The sequence below is a fragment of the Streptococcus mitis genome (genome assembly GCA_001560895.1).
Taxonomy (GTDB): domain Bacteria; phylum Bacillota; class Bacilli; order Lactobacillales; family Streptococcaceae; genus Streptococcus; species Streptococcus mitis_Q.
In genome coordinates, this window is record CP014326.1 from 1 (window position 1) to 19,912 (window position 19,912).

General features: G+C 38.9%; 14 protein-coding genes, 2 tRNA genes and 2 rRNA genes. All 18 read left to right on the forward strand.

The annotated features are described in order from the left end of the window. On the forward strand, positions 1 to 1,362 hold the full coding sequence (locus AXK38_00005; protein ID AMH87789.1) for a chromosomal replication initiation protein DnaA: 1,362 nt from the start codon (positions 1 to 3) through the stop codon (positions 1,360 to 1,362). A gap of 158 nt (positions 1,363 to 1,520) precedes the next feature. After that, on the forward strand, positions 1,521 to 2,657 hold the full coding sequence (locus AXK38_00010; GenBank protein AMH87790.1) for a DNA polymerase III subunit beta: 1,137 nt from the start codon (positions 1,521 to 1,523) through the stop codon (positions 2,655 to 2,657). A 64-nt stretch (positions 2,658 to 2,721) separates the two neighbouring features. Then, positions 2,722 to 2,916 carry a hypothetical protein gene (locus AXK38_00015; protein AMH87791.1) on the forward strand — a complete coding sequence of 65 codons (195 nt, stop codon included), beginning with the start codon at positions 2,722 to 2,724 and terminating at the stop codon, positions 2,914 to 2,916. An 84-nt stretch (positions 2,917 to 3,000) separates the two neighbouring features. Beyond that, complete coding sequence (locus AXK38_00020; GenBank protein AMH87792.1) at positions 3,001 to 4,116, forward strand: GTP-binding protein; 1,116 nt, start codon at positions 3,001 to 3,003, stop codon at positions 4,114 to 4,116. 72 nt (positions 4,117 to 4,188) lie between these two features. Next, positions 4,189 to 4,758 carry a peptidyl-tRNA hydrolase gene (locus tag AXK38_00025; GenBank protein ID AMH87793.1) on the forward strand — a complete coding sequence of 190 codons (570 nt, stop codon included), beginning with the start codon at positions 4,189 to 4,191 and terminating at the stop codon, positions 4,756 to 4,758. Further along, on the forward strand, positions 4,759 to 8,262 hold the full coding sequence (locus AXK38_00030; GenBank protein AMH87794.1) for a transcription-repair coupling factor: 3,504 nt from the start codon (positions 4,759 to 4,761) through the stop codon (positions 8,260 to 8,262). Between the two features lie 57 nt (positions 8,263 to 8,319). Next, positions 8,320 to 8,586, forward strand: coding sequence for a hypothetical protein (locus AXK38_00035; protein ID AMH87795.1), 267 nt, complete (start codon positions 8,320 to 8,322; stop codon positions 8,584 to 8,586). Next, positions 8,579 to 8,947: a septum formation initiation protein gene (locus AXK38_00040; protein AMH87796.1), complete on the forward strand. Its 369-nt coding sequence runs from the start codon at positions 8,579 to 8,581 to the stop codon at positions 8,945 to 8,947. The genes AXK38_00035 and AXK38_00040 overlap by 8 nt, the downstream gene beginning before the upstream one ends. A 4-nt stretch (positions 8,948 to 8,951) precedes the next feature. Next, positions 8,952 to 9,074 (forward strand): hypothetical protein, encoded by a 123-nt coding sequence (locus tag AXK38_00045; protein AMH87797.1) that lies wholly within the window; start codon positions 8,952 to 8,954, stop codon positions 9,072 to 9,074. Then, positions 9,067 to 10,335, forward strand: a complete 1,269-nt coding sequence (locus AXK38_00050; GenBank protein ID AMH87798.1) for a serine hydrolase — start codon at positions 9,067 to 9,069, stop codon at positions 10,333 to 10,335. Before AXK38_00045 ends, AXK38_00050 begins: the two co-directional genes overlap by 8 nt. Further along, positions 10,332 to 11,609 (forward strand): tRNA(Ile)-lysidine synthetase, encoded by a 1,278-nt coding sequence (locus tag AXK38_00055; protein ID AMH87799.1) that lies wholly within the window; start codon positions 10,332 to 10,334, stop codon positions 11,607 to 11,609. Before AXK38_00050 ends, AXK38_00055 begins: the two co-directional genes overlap by 4 nt. A 4-nt stretch (positions 11,610 to 11,613) precedes the next feature. Next, complete coding sequence (locus AXK38_00060; GenBank protein AMH87800.1) at positions 11,614 to 12,156, forward strand: hypoxanthine phosphoribosyltransferase; 543 nt, start codon at positions 11,614 to 11,616, stop codon at positions 12,154 to 12,156. Positions 12,157 to 12,171: 15 nt separating this feature from the next. Beyond that, on the forward strand, positions 12,172 to 14,130 hold the full coding sequence (locus AXK38_00065) for a cell division protein FtsH (GenBank protein ID AMH87801.1): 1,959 nt from the start codon (positions 12,172 to 12,174) through the stop codon (positions 14,128 to 14,130). 120 nt (positions 14,131 to 14,250) lie between these two features. Further along, positions 14,251 to 14,730 (forward strand): transcriptional regulator, encoded by a 480-nt coding sequence (locus AXK38_00070; GenBank protein AMH87802.1) that lies wholly within the window; start codon positions 14,251 to 14,253, stop codon positions 14,728 to 14,730. 92 nt (positions 14,731 to 14,822) lie between these two features. Further along, positions 14,823 to 14,894: transfer RNA gene (locus tag AXK38_00075), tRNA-Glu, on the forward strand. A gap of 251 nt (positions 14,895 to 15,145) precedes the next feature. Beyond that, a 16S ribosomal RNA gene (locus tag AXK38_00080) occupies positions 15,146 to 16,699 on the forward strand. A gap of 44 nt (positions 16,700 to 16,743) precedes the next feature. Further along, positions 16,744 to 16,816: transfer RNA gene (locus tag AXK38_00085), tRNA-Ala, on the forward strand. A gap of 123 nt (positions 16,817 to 16,939) precedes the next feature. Further along, a 23S ribosomal RNA gene (locus AXK38_00090) occupies positions 16,940 to 19,842 on the forward strand. Together the 16S and 23S rRNA genes with 2 tRNA genes alongside form the textbook arrangement of a ribosomal RNA operon. Positions 19,843 to 19,912: the final 70 nt, after the last annotated feature.

Below are 19,912 nucleotides of genomic sequence, written 5' to 3' on the forward strand. Positions count from 1 at the left end.
TTGAAAGAAAAACAATTTTGGAATCGTATCTTAGAATTTGCGCAAGAAAGACTAACTCGATCCATGTATGATTTCTATGCTATTCAAGCTGAACTCATCAAGGTAGAAGAAAATGTTGCTACTATATTTTTACCACGATCTGAAATGGAAATGGTCTGGGAAAAACAACTAAAAGATATCATTGTAGTAGCTGGTTTTGAGATTTATGATGCTGAAATAACTCCCCACTATATTTTCACAAAACCTCAAGATACGACTATCTCACAAGTTGAAGAAGCTACAAATTCAACTTTATATGACTATAGTCCAAAGTTATCATCTATTCCTTATTCGGATACTGGATTAAAAGAGAAGTATACCTTTGATAATTTTATCCAAGGGGATGGAAATGTTTGGGCTGTATCAGCTGCTTTAGCTGTCTCTGAAGATTTGGCTCTGACCTATAACCCTCTTTTTATCTATGGAGGACCGGGACTTGGTAAGACTCACTTATTAAACGCTATTGGAAATGAAATTCTAAAAAATATTCCGAATGCGCGTGTCAAATATATCCCTGCTGAAAGCTTTATTAATGACTTTCTGGATCACCTAAGGCTTGGGGAAATGGAAAAGTTTAAAAAGACCTATCGTAGTCTTGATCTTTTGTTAATCGATGATATCCAGTCACTCAGCGGAAAAAAAGTCGCAACTCAGGAAGAATTTTTCAATACCTTTAACGCCCTTCATGACAAGCAAAAACAGATTGTCCTAACGAGTGATCGAAGTCCAAAACATCTAGAAGGGCTCGAGGAGAGGCTTGTCACGCGCTTTAGTTGGGGATTGACACAAACTATCACCCCCCCTGACTTTGAAACACGTATTGCTATTTTACAAAGTAAAACAGAACATTTAGGCTACAATTTTCAAAGTGATACTCTAGAATATCTAGCTGGGCAATTTGATTCAAATGTTCGAGATCTTGAGGGAGCCATCAACGACATCACTTTAATTGCCAGAGTAAAAAAAATCAAGGATATCACTATTGATATTGCTGCAGAAGCTATTAGAGCTCGCAAACAAGATGTTAGCCAAATGCTCGTCATCCCAATTGACAAAATCCAAAATGAAGTTGGTAACTTTTATGGTGTTAGTGTCAAAGAAATGAAGGGAAGCAGACGCCTTCAAAATATTGTTTTGGCCCGTCAAGTAGCCATGTATTTATCTAGAGAACTAACTGATAATAGTCTTCCAAAAATTGGGAAGGAATTTGGTGGAAAAGATCATACAACAGTCATTCATGCCCATGCAAAAATTAAATCTTTGATTGATGAAGACGATAATTTACGTTTAGAAATTGAATCAATCAAAAAGAAAATAAAATAACTTGTGGATAACTTTCGCTTTTTTATCTTTTTTATCCACATTTTTTAAACAAGCCCAAAAACTTGATATGACTTACTTCAAGTCTGTTTTCCACAGATTTCACAGACTCTATTATTACTATTATCTTTCTAATACTAAAAATAAATAAAGGAGAATCCATGATTCATTTTTCAATTAATAAAAATTTATTTCTACAAGCATTGAATACAACTAAGAGAGCTATTAGTTCTAAAAATGCCATTCCTATCTTATCAACCGTAAAAATTGACGTGACTAATGAAGGTGTTACTTTAATTGGTTCAAATGGTCAAATTTCAATTGAAAATTTTATTTCTCAAAAAAATGAAGATGCTGGTTTGTTAATTACTTCTTTAGGTTCGATCCTTCTTGAAGCCTCTTTCTTCATCAATGTGGTATCTAGTCTACCTGATGTGACTCTTGATTTTAAAGAAATTGAACAAAATCAAATTGTTTTAACAAGTGGCAAATCAGAAATTACTCTAAAAGGAAAAGATAGCGAGCAATATCCACGAATCCAAGAAATTTCAGCAAGCACTCCTTTGGTTCTTGAAACAAAATTACTCAAGAAAATTATCAATGAAACAGCTTTTGCTGCAAGTACACAAGAAAGTCGTCCAATTTTGACAGGTGTTCATTTTGTCTTGAGCAACCACAAAGAATTAAAAACAGTTGCAACAGACTCTCATCGTTTAAGTCAGAAAAAATTGACTCTTGAAAAAAATAGTGATGATTTTGATGTTGTAATTCCGAGTCGTTCTCTACGCGAATTTTCAGCGGTATTTACAGATGATATTGAAACTGTAGAGATTTTCTTTGCTAACAATCAAATCCTCTTTAGAAGCGAAAATATTAGCTTCTATACTCGTTTGTTAGAAGGTAACTATCCTGATACAGATCGTTTGATTCCAACAGACTTTAACACTACAATTACTTTTGATGTGGTAAACTTACGTCAGTCAATGGAACGCGCTCGCCTTTTATCAAGTGCGACTCAAAATGGTACTGTGAAGCTTGAAATTAAAGGTGGAGTTGTTAGAGCCCATGTTCACTCTCCAGAAGTTGGTAAAGTAAACGAGGAAATCGATACTGATCAGGTGACTGGTGATGATTTGACTATTAGTTTCAACCCAACTTACTTGATTGATTCCCTTAAAGCTTTAAATAGCGAAAAGGTGACCATTAGCTTTATCTCAGCTGTTCGTCCATTTACTCTTGTACCAGCAGATACTGACGAGGACTTCATGCAGCTCATTACACCAGTCCGTACAAATTAAGTGAAAGAGGTTGAGCCTAGCTCGCCTCTTTTATGATATAATCGAAAAAGAAAAGGAGAGTAGTATGTATCAAGTTGGAAATTTTGTTGAAATGAAAAAACCACACGCTTGTATCATCAAGTCGACTGGTAAAAAGGCTAATCGTTGGGAAATTACACGTGTAGGAGCAGATATCAAAATCAAATGTAGTAATTGTGACCATGTTGTCATGATGGGGCGCTATGATTTTGATCGAAAAATGAATAAAATTATTGACTAAGAAGCCTTAGTTAGAGGGTTAGCAAGTTTTCCCTTTTTGTGTTATAATATTAGGGATTGAAATGAAAACGGAGAATGAAAAAATATGGCTTTAACAGCAGGTATCGTTGGTTTGCCAAATGTTGGTAAATCAACACTATTTAATGCAATTACAAAAGCAGGAGCAGAGGCAGCAAACTACCCATTTGCGACTATTGATCCAAACGTTGGAATGGTGGAAGTTCCAGATGAACGCCTACAAAAATTGACTGAAATGATTACTCCTAAAAAGACAGTGCCAACAACATTTGAATTTACAGATATTGCAGGGATTGTAAAAGGAGCTTCAAAAGGAGAAGGGCTAGGAAATAAATTCTTGGCCAATATTCGTGAAGTAGACGCGATTGTTCATGTAGTTCGTGCTTTTGATGATGAAAATGTGATGCGCGAGCAAGGACGTGAAGATGCCTTTGTGGATCCACTTGCAGATATTGATACCATTAATCTAGAGTTGATTCTTGCTGACTTAGAATCAGTTAATAAGCGCTATGCGCGTGTAGAAAAGATGGCACGTACGCAAAAAGATAAAGAATCAGTAGCAGAATTCAATGTTCTTCAAAAGATTAAACCAGTTCTTGAAGATGGGAAATCAGCTCGTACAATCGAATTTACAGATGAAGAACAAAAGGTTGTCAAAGGTCTCTTCCTTTTGACAACTAAACCAGTTCTTTATGTAGCGAATGTAGATGAGGATGTAGTTTCAGATCCAGATTCTATCGACTATGTCAAACAAATTCGTGAATTTGCAGCGACAGAAAATGCTGAAGTAGTCGTTATTTCTGCGCGTGCTGAGGAAGAAATTTCTGAGTTAGACGATGAAGACAAGCAAGAATTTCTTGAAGCACTTGGATTGACAGAATCAGGTGTTGACAAGTTGACTCGTGCAGCTTACCACTTACTTGGACTTGGAACTTACTTCACAGCTGGTGAAAAAGAAGTTCGCGCTTGGACCTTCAAACGTGGTATGAAGGCTCCTCAAGCAGCTGGTATTATTCACTCAGACTTTGAAAAAGGCTTTATCCGTGCAGTGACCATGTCATATGAGGATCTAGTAAAATACGGATCTGAAAAGGCAGTAAAAGAAGCTGGACGTTTGCGTGAAGAAGGAAAAGAATATATCGTCCAAGACGGCGATATCATGGAATTCCGCTTTAATGTCTAAAAAATTTAATGAATAGTGTCAATTAGGTTGGAAAAAAATTCCAGCCCTTTTGGCTTTTGAAAGGAAAAATAAATGACCAAATTACTTGTAGGCTTGGGAAATCCAGGTGATAAATATTTTGAAACAAAACATAATGTTGGTTTTATGTTGATTGACCAACTAGCGAAGAAACAGAATGTCACTTTTACACACGATAAGATATTTCAAGCTGATCTAGCATCTTTTTTTCTTAATGGAGAAAAAATTTATCTTGTTAAACCAACGACCTTTATGAATGAAAGTGGAAAAGCGATTCATGCTTTATTGACTTACTATGGTTTGGATATTGAAGATTTACTCATCATTTACGACGATCTTGACATGGAAGTTGGGAAAATTCGTTTAAGAGCAAAAGGATCAGCAGGTGGTCATAATGGTATCAAGTCTATTATTCAACATATTGGAACCCAGGTCTTTAATCGTGTTAAGATTGGAATTGGAAGACCCCAAAACGGCATGTCAGTTGTTAATCATGTTTTAAGTAAGTTTGACAAGGATGATTATATCGGTATTTTACAGTCTATTGACAAGGTTGACGAATCTGTAAATTATTATTTACAAGAGAAAAATTTTGAGAAAACAATGCAGAGGTATAACGGATAAATGGTGACCTTATTAGATTTATTCTCAGAAAATGATCAGATTAAAAAATGGCATCAAAGTTTAACAAATAAGAAAAGACAACTAATACTAGGTTTATCAATGTCTACTAAGGCTCTTGCAATTGCAAGCAGTTTAGAAAAAGAAGATAAGATTGTTTTATTGACATCAACTTATGGAGAAGCGGAAGGGCTTATTAGTGATCTTATTTCTATCTTGGGTGAGGAATTTGTCTATCCATTTTTAGTAGATGATTCCCCTATGGTCGAGTTTTTAATGTCTTCACAAGAAAAAATTATCTCACGGGTTGAAGCATTGCGTTTTTTGAGTGATCCGTCTAAGAAAGGGATCTTAGTTTGTAATATTGCAGCAAGTCGGTTGATTTTACCCTCTTCAACTGTATTTAAAGAAAGTATTATAAAAATTGCAGTTGGTGAAGAATATGATCAACATGTGCTTATCCATCAGCTAAAGGAAATTGGTTATCGAAAGGTTACACAAGTACAAACTCAAGGAGAATTTAGTCTTCGAGGAGATATTTTAGATATTTTTGAAATATCTCAGTTAGAACCTTACCGAATCGAGTTTTTTGGTGATGAAGTTGATGGCATTCGTACTTTTGAAGTCGAGACACAATTATCGAAAGAAAATCAGTCAGAACTCATTATCTTTCCAGCTAGCGATATTCTTATAAGAGAAGAAGATTATCAACGAGGTAAGTTGACTTTAGAAAAACAAATTTTGAAGACTCTATCACCGATTCTGAAATCCTATCTAGAAGAAATTCTTTCAAGTTTTCACCAAAAACAAAGTCATGCAGATTCTCGGAAGTTTTTATCCTTGTGCTATGAAAAGACATGGACTGTCTTTGATTATATTGAAAAAGACATACCAATATTCTTTGATGATTATCAAAAATTGATGAATCAGTATGAAGTCTTTGAAAGAGAATTAGCGCAATACTTTACAGAAGAGTTACAGAATAGTAAATCATTTTCTGATATGAAGTATTTTGCAGACACTGAGAAAATCTATAAAAAACAAAGCCCAGTGACCTTTTTTTCTAATCTGCAAAAGGGTTTAGGAAATCTCAAGTTTGACAAAATTTATCAATTTAATCAATACCCTATGCAAGAATTTTTCAATCAATTTTCTTTTCTTAAAGAAGAAATTGAGCGATACAAAAAAATGGACTACACCATTGTTTTGCAGTCTAGCAATTCAATGGGAAGTAAAACATTGGAGGATGTTTTAGAGGAATACCAGATCAAATTGGATTCTAGAAATAAGTCAAGTATCTGTAAAGAATCTGTAAACTTAATCGAGGGGAATCTCAGACATGGTTTTCATTTTGTAGATGAAAAGATTTTATTGATAACTGAACATGAGATTTTTCAAAAGAAATTGAAACGTCGTTTTCGAAGACAACATGTTTCAAACGCAGAGAGATTAAAAGATTACAATGAACTTGAAAAAGGAGATTACGTTGTTCACCATATTCATGGGATTGGCCAATATCTAGGAATTGAAACCATTGAAATCAAGGGAATTCATCGCGATTATGTCAGTGTCCAGTATCAAAATGGGGATCAAATTTCCATCCCAGTAGAACAGATTCATCTGCTGTCCAAATATGTTTCAAGTGATGGGAAAGCACCTAAACTAAATAAATTAAATGATGGTCATTTCAAAAAAGCAAAGCAAAAAGTTAAGAACCAGGTAGAGGATATAGCTGACGATTTAATTAAACTTTATTCTGAACGCAGCCAGTTGAAGGGTTTTGCTTTCTCAGCTGATGATGAGGATCAACACGCTTTTGATGATGCCTTTCCTTATGTTGAAACGGATGATCAACTTCGTAGTGTTGAGGAAATCAAGAGAGATATGCAGGCTTCTCAACCAATGGATCGACTTTTAGTTGGGGATGTTGGTTTTGGAAAGACTGAAGTTGCTATGCGTGCAGCCTTTAAGGCAGTCAATGATCACAAACAAGTTGTCGTTCTAGTTCCGACGACGGTTTTAGCGCAACAGCACTATACGAATTTTAAGGAACGATTCCAAAATTTTGCAGTTAATATTGATGTGTTGAGTCGCTTTAGAAGTAAAAAAGAGCAGACTGAAACACTTGAAAAATTGAAAAACGGTCAAGTTGATATTTTGATTGGAACACATCGTGTTTTGTCAAAAGATGTTGTGTTTGCTGATTTGGGCTTGATGATTATTGATGAGGAACAGCGATTTGGTGTCAAGCATAAGGAAACTTTGAAAGAATTGAAGAAACAAGTGGATGTTCTAACTTTGACAGCTACGCCAATCCCTCGTACCCTCCATATGTCTATGTTGGGAATCAGAGATTTGTCTGTTATTGAAACTCCGCCGACTAATCGCTATCCTGTTCAGACCTATGTTTTGGAAAAAAATGATAGTGTCATTCGTGATGCTGTTTTGCGTGAAATGGAGCGTGGAGGTCAAGTTTACTATCTTTACAATAAAGTTGACACGATTGACCAGAAGGTCTCAGAATTACAGGAGTTAATTCCAGAGGCTTCGATTGGGTATGTTCACGGACAAATGAGTGAAATCCAGTTGGAAAATACTCTATTAGACTTTATTGAGGGACAATACGATATTTTAGTGACGACTACTATTATTGAGACAGGGGTGGACATTCCAAATGCCAATACCTTGTTTATTGAAAATGCGGACCATATGGGCCTGTCAACCTTGTATCAGTTAAGAGGAAGAGTTGGACGTAGTAATCGTATTGCTTATGCTTATCTCATGTATCGTCCAGAAAAATCAATTAGTGAAGTCTCTGAAAAGAGATTAGAAGCAATCAAAGGATTTACAGAATTGGGCTCAGGATTTAAGATTGCGATGCGAGATCTTTCGATTCGTGGAGCAGGAAATCTCCTAGGAAAATCTCAGTCTGGTTTCATTGATTCTGTTGGTTTTGAACTGTATTCGCAGTTATTGGAGGAAGCTATTGCTAAACGAAACGGTAATGCTAACACAAGAACCAAAGGGAATGCTGAGTTGATTTTGCAAATTGATGCCTATCTTCCTGATACTTATATTTCTGATCAACGACATAAGATTGAAATTTACAAGAAAATTCGTCAAATTGACAACCGTGTCAATTATGAAGAGTTACAAGAAGAGTTGATGGACCGCTTTGGAGAATACCCAGATGTAGTAGCCTATCTTTTAGAGATTGGTTTGATCAAGTCATATTTGGACAAGGTCTTTGTTCAACGTGTGGAAAGAAAAGAAAATAAGATTACAGTTCAATTTGAAAAATTCACCCAACGACTGTTTTTAGCTCAAGATTATTTTAAAGCTTTATCCGCAACTAACTTAAAAGCAGCCATAGCTGATAATGAAGGAGCAATGGAGCTTGTATTTGATGTCCGAAATAAGAAAGATTATGAAATTTTAGAAGGTCTGATAATTTTTGGAGAAAGTTTATTAGAGATAAAAGAGTCGAAGGAAGAAAATGCCATTTGATATTTTTCTTCTATAAAATAGATAAAAATGGTACAATAATAAGTTGAGGTAATAAAGATGAGATTAGACAAATATTTAAAAGTATCACGAATTATCAAGCGTCGTACAGTAGCAAAGGAAGTAGCAGATAAAGGCAGAATCAAGGTGAATGGGATCTTGGCCAAAAGTTCAACGGATTTGAAAGTTAATGACCAAGTTGAAATTCGCTTTGGCAATAAGTTGCTACTTGTAAAAGTACTAGAGATGAAAGATAGTACAAAAAAAGAAGATGCAGCAGGCATGTATGAAATTATCAGTGAAACACGGGTAGAAGAAAATGTCTAAGAATATTGTACAATTAAACAATTCTTTTATCCAAAATGAATACCAACGTCGTCGCTACCTGATGAAAGAACGACAAAAACGGAATCGTTTTATGGGGTGGGTATTGATTTTGATTATGCTGTTATTTATTTTGCCAACTTTTAATTTAGCGCAGAGCTATCAGCAATTACTCCAAAGACGTCAGCAATTAGCAGACTTGCAAACTCAGTATCAAACTTTGAGTGATGAAAAGGATAAGGAGACAGCATTTGCTACCAAGTTGAAAGACGAGGATTATGCTGCCAAATATACACGAGCGAAGTACTATTATTCTAAGAATCGGGAAGCTGTTTATACGATTCCTGACTTGCTTCAAAGGTGATAAAATGGAAAATTTATTAGATGTAATAGAGCAATTTTTGAGTTTATCAGATGAAAAACTGGAAGAGCTAGCTGATAAAAATCAATTATTGCGTTTACAAGAAGAAAAGGAAAGGAAGAATGCGTAAATTCTTAATTATTTTGTTGCTACCAAGTTTTTTGACCATTTCAAAAGTTGTTAGCACAGAAAAAGAAGTAGTATATACTTCGAAAGAAATTTATTACCTTTCACAATCTGACTTTGGTATTTATTTTAGAGAAAAGCTAACTTCTCCTATGGTTTATGGAGAAGTTCCTGTCTATGCGAATGAAGATTTAGTTGTTGAATCTGGAAAATTAAGTCCAAAAATAAGTTTCCAAATAACCGAGTGGCGTTTAAATAAACAAGGGATTCCGGTATTTAAGTTATCCAACCATCAATTTATAGCTGCAGACAAACGATTTTTATATGATCAGTCAGAGGTAACTCCAATAATAAAAAAAGTATGGTTAGAATCTGATTTTAAACTGTACAATAGTCCTTATGATTTAAAAGAAGTTAAATCATCCTTATCAGCTTATTCGCAGGTATCAATCGACAATACCATGTTTGTAGAAGGAAGAGAATTTCTACATATTGATCAGGTTGGATGGGTAGATAAGGAATCAACTTCTGAAGAAGATAATCGGATGAGTAAAGTCCAAGAAATGTTATCAGAAAAATATCAGAAAGATTCTTTCTCTATTTATGTTAAGCAACTGACTACTGGAAAAGAAGCTGGTATCAATCAAGATGAAAAGATGTATGCAGCTAGTGTTTTGAAACTACCTTATCTCTATTATGCGCAAGAAAAAATAAATGAGGGTCTTTATCAGTTAGATACGACTGTAAAATACGTATCTGTAGTCAATGATTTTCCAGGTTCTTATAAACCAGAGGGAAGTGGCAGTCTTCCTAAAAAAGAGGATAATAAAGAATATTCTCTAAAAGATTTAATTACGAAAGTATCAAAAGAATCGGATAATGTAGCTCATAACATATTAGGATATTACCTTTCAAACCAATCAGATGCAACATTTAAGTCCAAGATGTCTGCCATTATGGGAGATGATTGGGATTCAAAAGAAAAATTAATTTCTTCTAAAATGGCTGGGAAGGTCATGGAAGCTATTTATAATCAAAATGGATTTGTGCTAGAGTCTTTGACTAAAACAGATTTTGATAATCAGCGAATTACCAAAGGTGTTTCTGTGAAGGTAGCTCATAAAATTGGAGATGCGGACGAATTTAAGCATGATACGGGTGTTGTCTATGCAGATTCTCCATTCATTCTTTCTATTTTCACTAAGGATTCCGATTATGATACGATTTCTCAGATAGCCAAGGATGTTTATGAGGTTCTAAAATGAGGGAACAAGATTTTTTAAATCATTTTCTCAGGAAGGGATATTTCAAAAAGCATGCTAAAGTGGTGCTAGCTCTTTCTGGTGGATTAGATTCTATGTTTCTATTTAAGGTATTGTCTACTTATAAAAAAGAGTTAGAAATTGAATTGATTTTAGCTCATGTGAATCATAAGCAGAGAGTAGAATCAGATTGGGAAGAAAAGGAATTAAGGAAGTTAGCTGTTGAAGCTGGACTTCCTATTTATGTCAGCAATTTTTCAGGAGAATTTTCAGAAGTGCGTGCTCGAAATTTTCGTTATGATTTTTTTCAAGAGGTCATGAAAAAGACAGGTGCGACAGCCTTAGTCACTGCCCACCATGCGGATGACCAGGTGGAAACGATTTTGATGCGTTTGATTCGAGGCACTCGTTTGCGCTATCTATCAGGAATTAAGGAGAAGCAAGTAGTCGGAGAGATAGAAATCATTCGTCCCTTCTTGCATTTCCATAAAAAAGACTTTCCACCAATTTTTCACTTTGAAGATACATCAAATAAGGAAAATTATTATTTTCGCAATCGTATTCGAAACTCTTATTTACCAGAATTAGAAAAAGAAAATCCTCGATTTAGAGATGCAATCTTAAGCATCGGCAATGAAATTTTAGATTATGACTTAGCCATAGATGAATTATCTAACAATATTGATGTGGAAGATTTACAGCAGTTATTTTCTTATTCTGAGTCTACACAAAGAGTTTTACTCCAAACTTATCTGAATCGTTTTCCAGATTTGAATCTCACAAAAGCTCAGTTTGATGAAGTTCGGCAGATTTTAAAATCTAAAAGCCAGTATCGTCATCCGCTTAAAAATGGCTATGAATTAATAAAAGAGTACCAACAGTTTCAGATTTGTAAAATCAGTCCGCAGGCTGATGAAAAGGAAGATGAACTTATGTTACACTATCAAAATCAGGTATCTTATAAAGGATATTTATTTTCCTTTGGACTTCCATTAGAAGGTGAATCAATTCAGCGAATACCTGTTTCACGCGAAACATCCATACACATTCGTCATCGAAAACAAGGAGATGTTTTGATTCAAAATGGGCATAGAAAAAAACTCAGACGTCTATTTATTGATTTGAAAATCCCTATGGAAAAGAGAAAATCTGCTCTGATTATTGAGCAATTTGGTGAAATTGTTTCAATTTTGGGAATTGCGACCAGTAATTTGAGTAAAAACACGAAAAATGATATAATGAACACTGTACTTTATATAGAAAAAATAGATAGGTAAAAAAATGTTAGAAAACGATATTAAAAAAATCCTCGTTTCACACGATGAAATTACAGAAGCTGCTAAAAAATTAGGTGCTCAATTAACCAAAGACTATGCAGGAAAAAATCCAATTTTAGTCGGGATTTTAAAAGGATCTATTCCTTTTATGGCTGAATTAGTCAAACATATCGACACACATATTGAAATGGACTTTATGATGGTTTCTAGCTACCATGGTGGAACAGCAAGTAGCGGTGTGATCAATATTAAACAAGATGTGACTCAAGATATCAAAGGAAGAGATGTTTTATTTGTAGAAGATATCATCGATACAGGTCAAACTTTGAAGAATTTACGAGATATGTTTATTGAAAGAGAAGCTTCTTCTGTTAAAATTGCTACCTTGTTGGATAAACCAGAGGGACGTGTTGTAGAAATTGAGGCAGACTATACCTGCTTTACTATTCCAAATGAGTTTGTAGTAGGTTATGGTTTAGATTACAAAGAAAATTATCGTAACCTTCCTTATGTTGGAGTATTGAAAGAAGAAGTGTATTCAAATTAGAAGGAACAATTTTTAATGAAAAAACAAAATAATGGTTTAATTAAAAATCCTTTTCTATGGTTATTACTTATTTTTCTGCTAGTTACAGGTTACCAGTATTTTAGCACAGGTAGTGTTGCAGGGAAAAGTGAGCAAATTAATTATACAGAATTGGTAAAAGAAATTACCGATGACAATGTAAAAGAATTAACTTACCAACCAAATGGTAGTGTTATCGAAGTTTCGGGTGTTTATAAAAATCCTAAAACAAGTAAAGAAGAAACAGGTATCCAGTTCTTTTCTCCTTCTGCTACAACAGTAGAGAAATTTTCAAGTATTATTCTTCCTTCAGATACTACCGTATCAGAATTGCAAAAACTTGCTTCTGACCATAAAGCGGAAGTAACTGTTAAGCATGAAAGTTCAAGTGGTATGTGGATTAATATTCTTGTATCCATTGTGCCATTCGGTATTCTCTTCTTCTTCCTATTCTCCATGATGGGAAATATGGGAGGAAATAATAGCCGTAACCCAATGAGTTTTGGACGTAGCAAGGCTAAAGCTGCAAATAAAGAAGATATTAAAGTAAGATTTTCAGATGTTGCTGGAGCTGAGGAAGAAAAACAAGAACTAGTTGAAGTTGTTGAATTCTTAAAAGATCCAAAACGATTTACAAAACTTGGAGCCCGTATTCCAGCAGGTGTTCTTTTGGAGGGACCTCCAGGAACAGGTAAAACTTTGCTTGCTAAGGCAGTAGCCGGAGAAGCAGGTGTTCCATTCTTTAGTATCTCAGGTTCTGACTTTGTAGAAATGTTTGTCGGAGTTGGAGCTAGTCGTGTTCGTTCTCTTTTTGAAGATGCCAAAAAAGCAGCACCAGCTATTATTTTTATCGATGAAATTGATGCTGTCGGACGTCAACGTGGAGTTGGGCTAGGCGGAGGTAATGACGAACGTGAACAAACCTTGAACCAACTCTTGATTGAGATGGATGGTTTTGAGGGAAATGAAGGAATTATCGTCATCGCTGCTACAAACCGTTCAGATGTACTTGACCCTGCCCTTTTGCGTCCAGGACGTTTTGATAGAAAAGTATTGGTTGGTCGTCCGGATGTTAAAGGTCGCGAAGCAATCTTGAAAGTTCACGCTAAGAACAAACCTTTAGCAGAAGATGTTGATTTGAAATTAGTGGCTCAACAAACTCCAGGTTTTGTTGGAGCAGATTTAGAGAATGTCTTGAATGAAGCGGCTTTAGTTGCTGCTCGTCGCAATAAATCGATAATTGATGCTTCAGATATTGATGAAGCAGAAGATAGAGTTATTGCTGGTCCTTCTAAGAAAGATAAGACTGTTTCACAAAAAGAACGTGAATTGGTTGCCTACCATGAGGCAGGTCATACCATTGTTGGTTTAGTTTTGTCAAATGCCCGTGTTGTTCATAAAGTTACTATCGTACCACGCGGCCGTGCAGGCGGTTATATGATTGCACTTCCTAAGGAAGACCAAATGCTTCTATCTAAAGAAGATATGAAAGAGCAGTTGGCTGGCTTAATGGGTGGACGTGTAGCTGAAGAAATTATCTTTAATGTCCAAACTACAGGAGCTTCAAACGACTTTGAACAAGCGACACAAATGGCGCGTGCAATGGTTACAGAGTACGGTATGAGTGAAAAACTGGGTCCAGTACAGTATGAGGGAAATCATGCTATGTTTGGAGCACAAAGCCCTCAAAAATCAATTTCAGAACAAACAGCTTATGAAATTGACGAAGAAGTTCGTTCATTACTGAATGAAGCACGAAATAAAGCTGCTGAAATTATTCAGTCAAATCGTGAAACTCACAAGTTGATTGCAGAAGCATTATTGAAATACGAAACATTGGATAGTACACAAATTAAATCTCTTTACGAAATAGGAAAGATGCCTGAAACAGTAGAAGAGGAATCTCATGCACTATCTTATGATGAAGTAAAATCAAAAATGAATGACGAGAAATAACCCAAAGAGAGGCAAGACCTCTCTTTTTTGTGCAGTTGAGGCGGTAAAGGGTGCAGAATGGATGAAATGAATCCAATTAGCTTCTTGATTTGTTAGACTGTAAACAGAAAGGGGAATAGAATGCTTAAAAAATTGTATGAAGAAGTCCAGGGCATTGTATATAAGTGTAGAAAGGAATATTATCTTCATTTATGGGAGTTATCGGATTGGGATCAAGAGGGAATGATATGCCTACATGAATTGATCAGTAGAGAAGAAGAACTGGTAGAAGATATACCTCGTTTAAGGAAATATTTCAAAACCAAGTTCCGAAATCGAATTTTAGATTATCTCCGTAAGCAAGAAAGCCAGAAGCGAAGATATGATAAAGAAGCATATGAAGAAGTAGGTGAGATTAGCCATCGTATAAGTGAGGGCGGTCTCTGGCTGGATGATTACTATCTCTTTCATGAAACACTAAGAGGTTATAGAAGTAAACAAACTAAAGAGCAACAAGAAGAGTTAGAACGCGTCTTAAGACATGAACGATTCCGAGGTCGTCAAAGCGTGTTAAGGGAGCTACGTATTGTGTTTAAAGAGTTTGATATCCGAACCCGGTAGGAAGCTATGCAAAAAAAATAAAAAAGTTTAAAAAAGTAGTTGACAAAAAATAAAAAGGCTGTATAATAGTAAGAGTTGAAAATAACAACTCAGGTCCGTTGGTCAAGGGGTTAAGACACCGCCTTTTCACGGCGGTAACACGGGTTCGAATCCCGTACGGACTATGGTATTTTGCAGATGGCACACTTGATGAAAAAAAGTTTTAAAAAAACTTAAAAAAGTTTCAAAAAAGTGTTGACAAGCGAAAGCGACTGTGATATACTAATATAGTTGTCACTTGAGAGAAGTGAGTGACAAAGACCTTTGAAAACTGAACAAGACGAACCAATGTGCAGGGCACTACAACTAAGGTTGTAGTACTGAACAATGAAAAACAATAAATCTGTCAGTGACAGAAATGAGTGAGAACTCAAACTTTTAATGAGAGTTTGATCCTGGCTCAGGACGAACGCTGGCGGCGTGCCTAATACATGCAAGTAGAACGCTGAAGGGAGAGCTTGCTCTTCTGGATGAGTTGCGAACGGGTGAGTAACGCGTAGGTAACCTGCCTGGTAGCGGGGGATAACTATTGGAAACGATAGCTAATACCGCATAATAGTAGATGTTGCATGACATTTGCTTGAAAGGTGCAATTGCATCACTACCAGATGGACCTGCGTTGTATTAGCTAGTTGGTGGGGTAACGGCTCACCAAGGCGACGATACATAGCCGACCTGAGAGGGTGATCGGCCACACTGGGACTGAGACACGGCCCAGACTCCTACGGGAGGCAGCAGTAGGGAATCTTCGGCAATGGACGGAAGTCTGACCGAGCAACGCCGCGTGAGTGAAGAAGGTTTTCGGATCGTAAAGCTCTGTTGTAAGAGAAGAACGAGTGTGAGAGTGGAAAGTTCACACTGTGACGGTATCTTACCAGAAAGGGACGGCTAACTACGTGCCAGCAGCCGCGGTAATACGTAGGTCCCGAGCGTTGTCCGGATTTATTGGGCGTAAAGCGAGCGCAGGCGGTTAGATAAGTCTGAAGTTAAAGGCTGTGGCTTAACCATAGTACGCTTTGGAAACTGTTTAACTTGAGTGCAAGAGGGGAGAGTGGAATTCCATGTGTAGCGGTGAAATGCGTAGATATATGGAGGAACACCGGTGGCGAAAGCGGCTCTCTGGCTTGTAACTGACGCTGAGGCTCGAAAGCGTGGGGAGCAAACAGGATTAGATACCCTGGTAGTCCACGCCGTAAACGATGAGTGCTAGGTGTTAGACCCTTTCCGGGGTTTAGTGCCGCAGCTAACGCATTAAGCACTCCGCCTGGGGAGTACGACCGCAAGGTTGAAACTCAAAGGAATTGACGGGGGCCCGCACAAGCGGTGGAGCATGTGGTTTAATTCGAAGCAACGCGAAGAACCTTACCAGGTCTTGACATCCCTCTGACCGCTCTAGAGATAGAGTTTTCCTTCGGGACAGAGGTGACAGGTGGTGCATGGTTGTCGTCAGCTCGTGTCGTGAGATGTTGGGTTAAGTCCCGCAACGAGCGCAACCCCTATTGTTAGTTGCCATCATTTAGTTGGGCACTCTAGCGAGACTGCCGGTAATAAACCGGAGGAAGGTGGGGATGACGTCAAATCATCATGCCCCTTATGACCTGGGCTACACACGTGCTACAATGGCTGGTACAACGAGTCGCAAGCCGGTGACGGCAAGCTAATCTCTTAAAGCCAGTCTCAGTTCGGATTGTAGGCTGCAACTCGCCTACATGAAGTCGGAATCGCTAGTAATCGCGGATCAGCACGCCGCGGTGAATACGTTCCCGGGCCTTGTACACACCGCCCGTCACACCACGAGAGTTTGTAACACCCGAAGTCGGTGAGGTAACCGTAAGGAGCCAGCCGCCTAAGGTGGGATAGATGATTGGGGTGAAGTCGTAACAAGGTAGCCGTATCGGAAGGTGCGGCTGGATCACCTCCTTTCTAAGGATAAGGAACTGCGCATTGGTCTTGTTTAGTCTTGAGAGGTCTTGTGGGGCCTTAGCTCAGCTGGGAGAGCGCCTGCTTTGCACGCAGGAGGTCAGCGGTTCGATCCCGCTAGGCTCCATTGGTGAGAGATCACCAAGTAATGCACATTGAAAATTGAATATCTATATCAAATAGTAACAAGAAAATAAACCGAAAACGCTGTAGTATTAATAAGAGTTTATGACTGAAAGGTCAGAAAATAAGGTTAAGTTAATAAGGGCGCACGGTGGATGCCTTGGCACTAGGAGCCGAAGAAGGACGTGACAAACGACGATATGCCTTGGGTAGCTGTAAGTAAGCGATGATCCAGGGATTTCCGAATGGGGGAACCCAACAGGTACTACCTGTTACCCATATCTGTTAAGGATATGAGGAGGAAGACGCAGTGAACTGAAACATCTAAGTAGCTGCAGGAAGAGAAAGCAAAAGCGATTGCCTTAGTAGCGGCGAGCGAAACGGCAGAAGGGCAAACCGAAGAGTTTACTCTTCGGGGTTGTAGGACTGCAATGTGGACTCAAAGATTATAGAAGAATGATTTGGGAAGATCAGCCAAAGAGAGTAATAGGCTCGTATTTAAAATAGTCTTTGTACCTAGCAGTATCCTGAGTACGGCGGGACACGTGAAATCCCGTCGGAATCTGGGAGGACCATCTCCCAACCCTAAATACTCCCTAGTGACCGATAGTGAACCAGTACCGTGAGGGAAAGGTGAAAAGCACCCCGGGAGGGGAGTGAAATAGAACCTGAAACCGTGTGCCTACAACAAGTTCGAGCCCGTTAATGGGTGAGAGCGTGCCTTTTGTAGAATGAACCGGCGAGTTACGTTATGATGCGAGGTTAAGTTGAAGAGACGGAGCCGTAGGGAAACCGAGTCTGAATAGGGCGAATTAGTATCATGACGTAGACCCGAAACCATGTGACCTACCCATGAGCAGGTTGAAGGTGCGGTAAGACGCACTGGAGGACCGAACCAGGGCACGTTGAAAAGTGCTTGGATGACTTGTGGGTAGCGGAGAAATTCCAAACGAACTTGGAGATAGCTGGTTCTCTCCGAAATAGCTTTAGGGCTAGCGTCGACATTAAGATTCTTGGAGGTAGAGCACTGTTTGGGTGAGGGGTCCATCCCGGATTACCAATCTCAGATAAACTCCGAATGCCAATGAATTATGGTCGGCAGTCAGACTGCGAGTGCTAAGATCCGTAGTCGAAAGGGAAACAGCCCAGACCACCAGCTAAGGTCCCAAAATAATTGTTAAGTGGAAAAGGATGTGGGGTTGCACAGACAACTAGGATGTTAGCTTAGAAGCAGCTATTCATTCAAAGAGTGCGTAATAGCTCACTAGTCGAGTGACCCTGCGCCGAAAATGTACCGGGGCTAAAACAATTTACCGAAGCTGTGGATACCTTTATAGGTATGGTAGGAGAGCGTTCTATGTGTGAAGAAGGTGTACCGTGAGGAGTGCTGGAACGCATAGAAGTGAGAATGCCGGTATGAGTAGCGAAAGACAGGTGAGAATCCTGTCCACCGTAAGACTAAGGTTTCCAGGGGAAGGCTCGTCCGCCCTGGGTTAGTCGGGACCTAAGGAGAGACCGAAAGGTGTATCCGATGGACAACAGGTTGATATTCCTGTACTAGAGTATGTAGTGATGGAGGGACGCAGTAGGCTAACTAAAGCAGACGATTGGAAGTGTCTGTCTAAGCAGTGAGGTGTGATATGAGTCAAATGCTTATATCTGTAACATTGAGCTGTGATGGGGAGCGAAGTTTAGTAGCGAAGTTAGTGACGTCACACTGCCAAGAAAAGCTTCTAGCGTTTAAACATACTCTACCCGTACCGCAAACCGACACAGGTAGTCGAGGCGAGTAGCCTCAGGTGAGCGAGAGAACTCTCGTTAAGGAACTCGGCAAAATGACCCCGTAACTTCGGGAGAAGGGGTGCTGACTTTACGTCAGCCGCAGTGAATAGGCCCAAGCAACTGTTTATCAAAAACACAGCTCTCTGCTAAATCGTAAGATGATGTATAGGGGGTGACGCCTGCCCGGTGCTGGAAGGTTAAGAGGAGTGCTTAGCGTAAGCGAAGGTATGAATTGAAGCCCCAGTAAACGGCGGCCGTAACTATAACGGTCCTAAGGTAGCGAAATTCCTTGTCGGGTAAGTTCCGACCCGCACGAAAGGCGTAATGATTTGGGCACTGTCTCAACGAGAGACTCGGTGAAATTTTAGTACCTGTGAAGATGCAGGTTACCCGCGACAGGACGGAAAGACCCCATGGAGCTTTACTGCAGTTTGATATTGAGTGTCTGTACCACATGTACAGGATAGGTAGGAGTCTATGAGATCGGGACGCCAGTTTCGAAGGAGACGTTGTTGGGATACTACCCTTGTGTTATGGCCACTCTAACCCGGATAGGTGATCCCTATCGGAGACAGTGTCTGACGGGCAGTTTGACTGGGGCGGTCGCCTCCTAAAAGGTAACGGAGGCGCCCAAAGGTTCCCTCAGAATGGTTGGAAATCATTCGCAGAGTGTAAAGGTATAAGGGAGCTTGACTGCGAGAGCTACAACTCGAGCAGGGACGAAAGTCGGGCTTAGTGATCCGGTGGTTCCGTATGGAAGGGCCATCGCTCAACGGATAAAAGCTACCCTGGGGATAACAGGCTTATCTCCCCCAAGAGTTCACATCGACGGGGAGGTTTGGCACCTCGATGTCGGCTCGTCGCATCCTGGGGCTGTAGTCGGTCCCAAGGGTTGGGCTGTTCGCCCATTAAAGCGGCACGCGAGCTGGGTTCAGAACGTCGTGAGACAGTTCGGTCCCTATCCGTCGCGGGCGTAGGAAATTTGAGAGGATCTGCTCCTAGTACGAGAGGACCAGAGTGGACTTACCGCTGGTGTACCAGTTGTCTTGCCAAAGGCATCGCTGGGTAGCTATGTAGGGAAGGGATAAACGCTGAAAGCATCTAAGTGTGAAACCCACCTCAAGATGAGATTTCCCATGATTTTATATCAGTAAGAGCCCTGAGAGATGATCAGGTAGATAGGTTAGAAGTGGAAGTGTGGCGACACATGTAGCGGACTAATACTAATAGCTCGAGGACTTATCCAAAGTAACTGAGAATATGAAAGCGCAAGGTTTTCTTGATTTGAATAGATATTCAATTTTGAGTAGGTATTACT

Coding starts and splice junctions, on each gene's coding strand:
- AXK38_00050 (AMH87798.1), top strand. CDS start 9,067: ATGCGTAAATTCTTAATTATTTTGTTGCTACCAAGTTTTTTGACCATT.
- AXK38_00065 (AMH87801.1), top strand. CDS start 12,172: ATGAAAAAACAAAATAATGGTTTAATTAAAAATCCTTTTCTATGGTTA.
- AXK38_00055 (AMH87799.1), top strand. CDS start 10,332: ATGAGGGAACAAGATTTTTTAAATCATTTTCTCAGGAAGGGATATTTC.
- AXK38_00045 (AMH87797.1), top strand. CDS start 8,952: ATGGAAAATTTATTAGATGTAATAGAGCAATTTTTGAGTTTATCAGAT.
- AXK38_00070 (AMH87802.1), top strand. CDS start 14,251: ATGCTTAAAAAATTGTATGAAGAAGTCCAGGGCATTGTATATAAGTGT.
- AXK38_00040 (AMH87796.1), top strand. CDS start 8,579: ATGTCTAAGAATATTGTACAATTAAACAATTCTTTTATCCAAAATGAA.
- AXK38_00025 (AMH87793.1), top strand. CDS start 4,189: ATGACCAAATTACTTGTAGGCTTGGGAAATCCAGGTGATAAATATTTT.
- AXK38_00060 (AMH87800.1), top strand. CDS start 11,614: ATGTTAGAAAACGATATTAAAAAAATCCTCGTTTCACACGATGAAATT.
- AXK38_00015 (AMH87791.1), top strand. CDS start 2,722: ATGTATCAAGTTGGAAATTTTGTTGAAATGAAAAAACCACACGCTTGT.
- AXK38_00030 (AMH87794.1), top strand. CDS start 4,759: ATGGTGACCTTATTAGATTTATTCTCAGAAAATGATCAGATTAAAAAA.
- AXK38_00035 (AMH87795.1), top strand. CDS start 8,320: ATGAGATTAGACAAATATTTAAAAGTATCACGAATTATCAAGCGTCGT.
- AXK38_00010 (AMH87790.1), top strand. CDS start 1,521: ATGATTCATTTTTCAATTAATAAAAATTTATTTCTACAAGCATTGAAT.
- AXK38_00020 (AMH87792.1), top strand. CDS start 3,001: ATGGCTTTAACAGCAGGTATCGTTGGTTTGCCAAATGTTGGTAAATCA.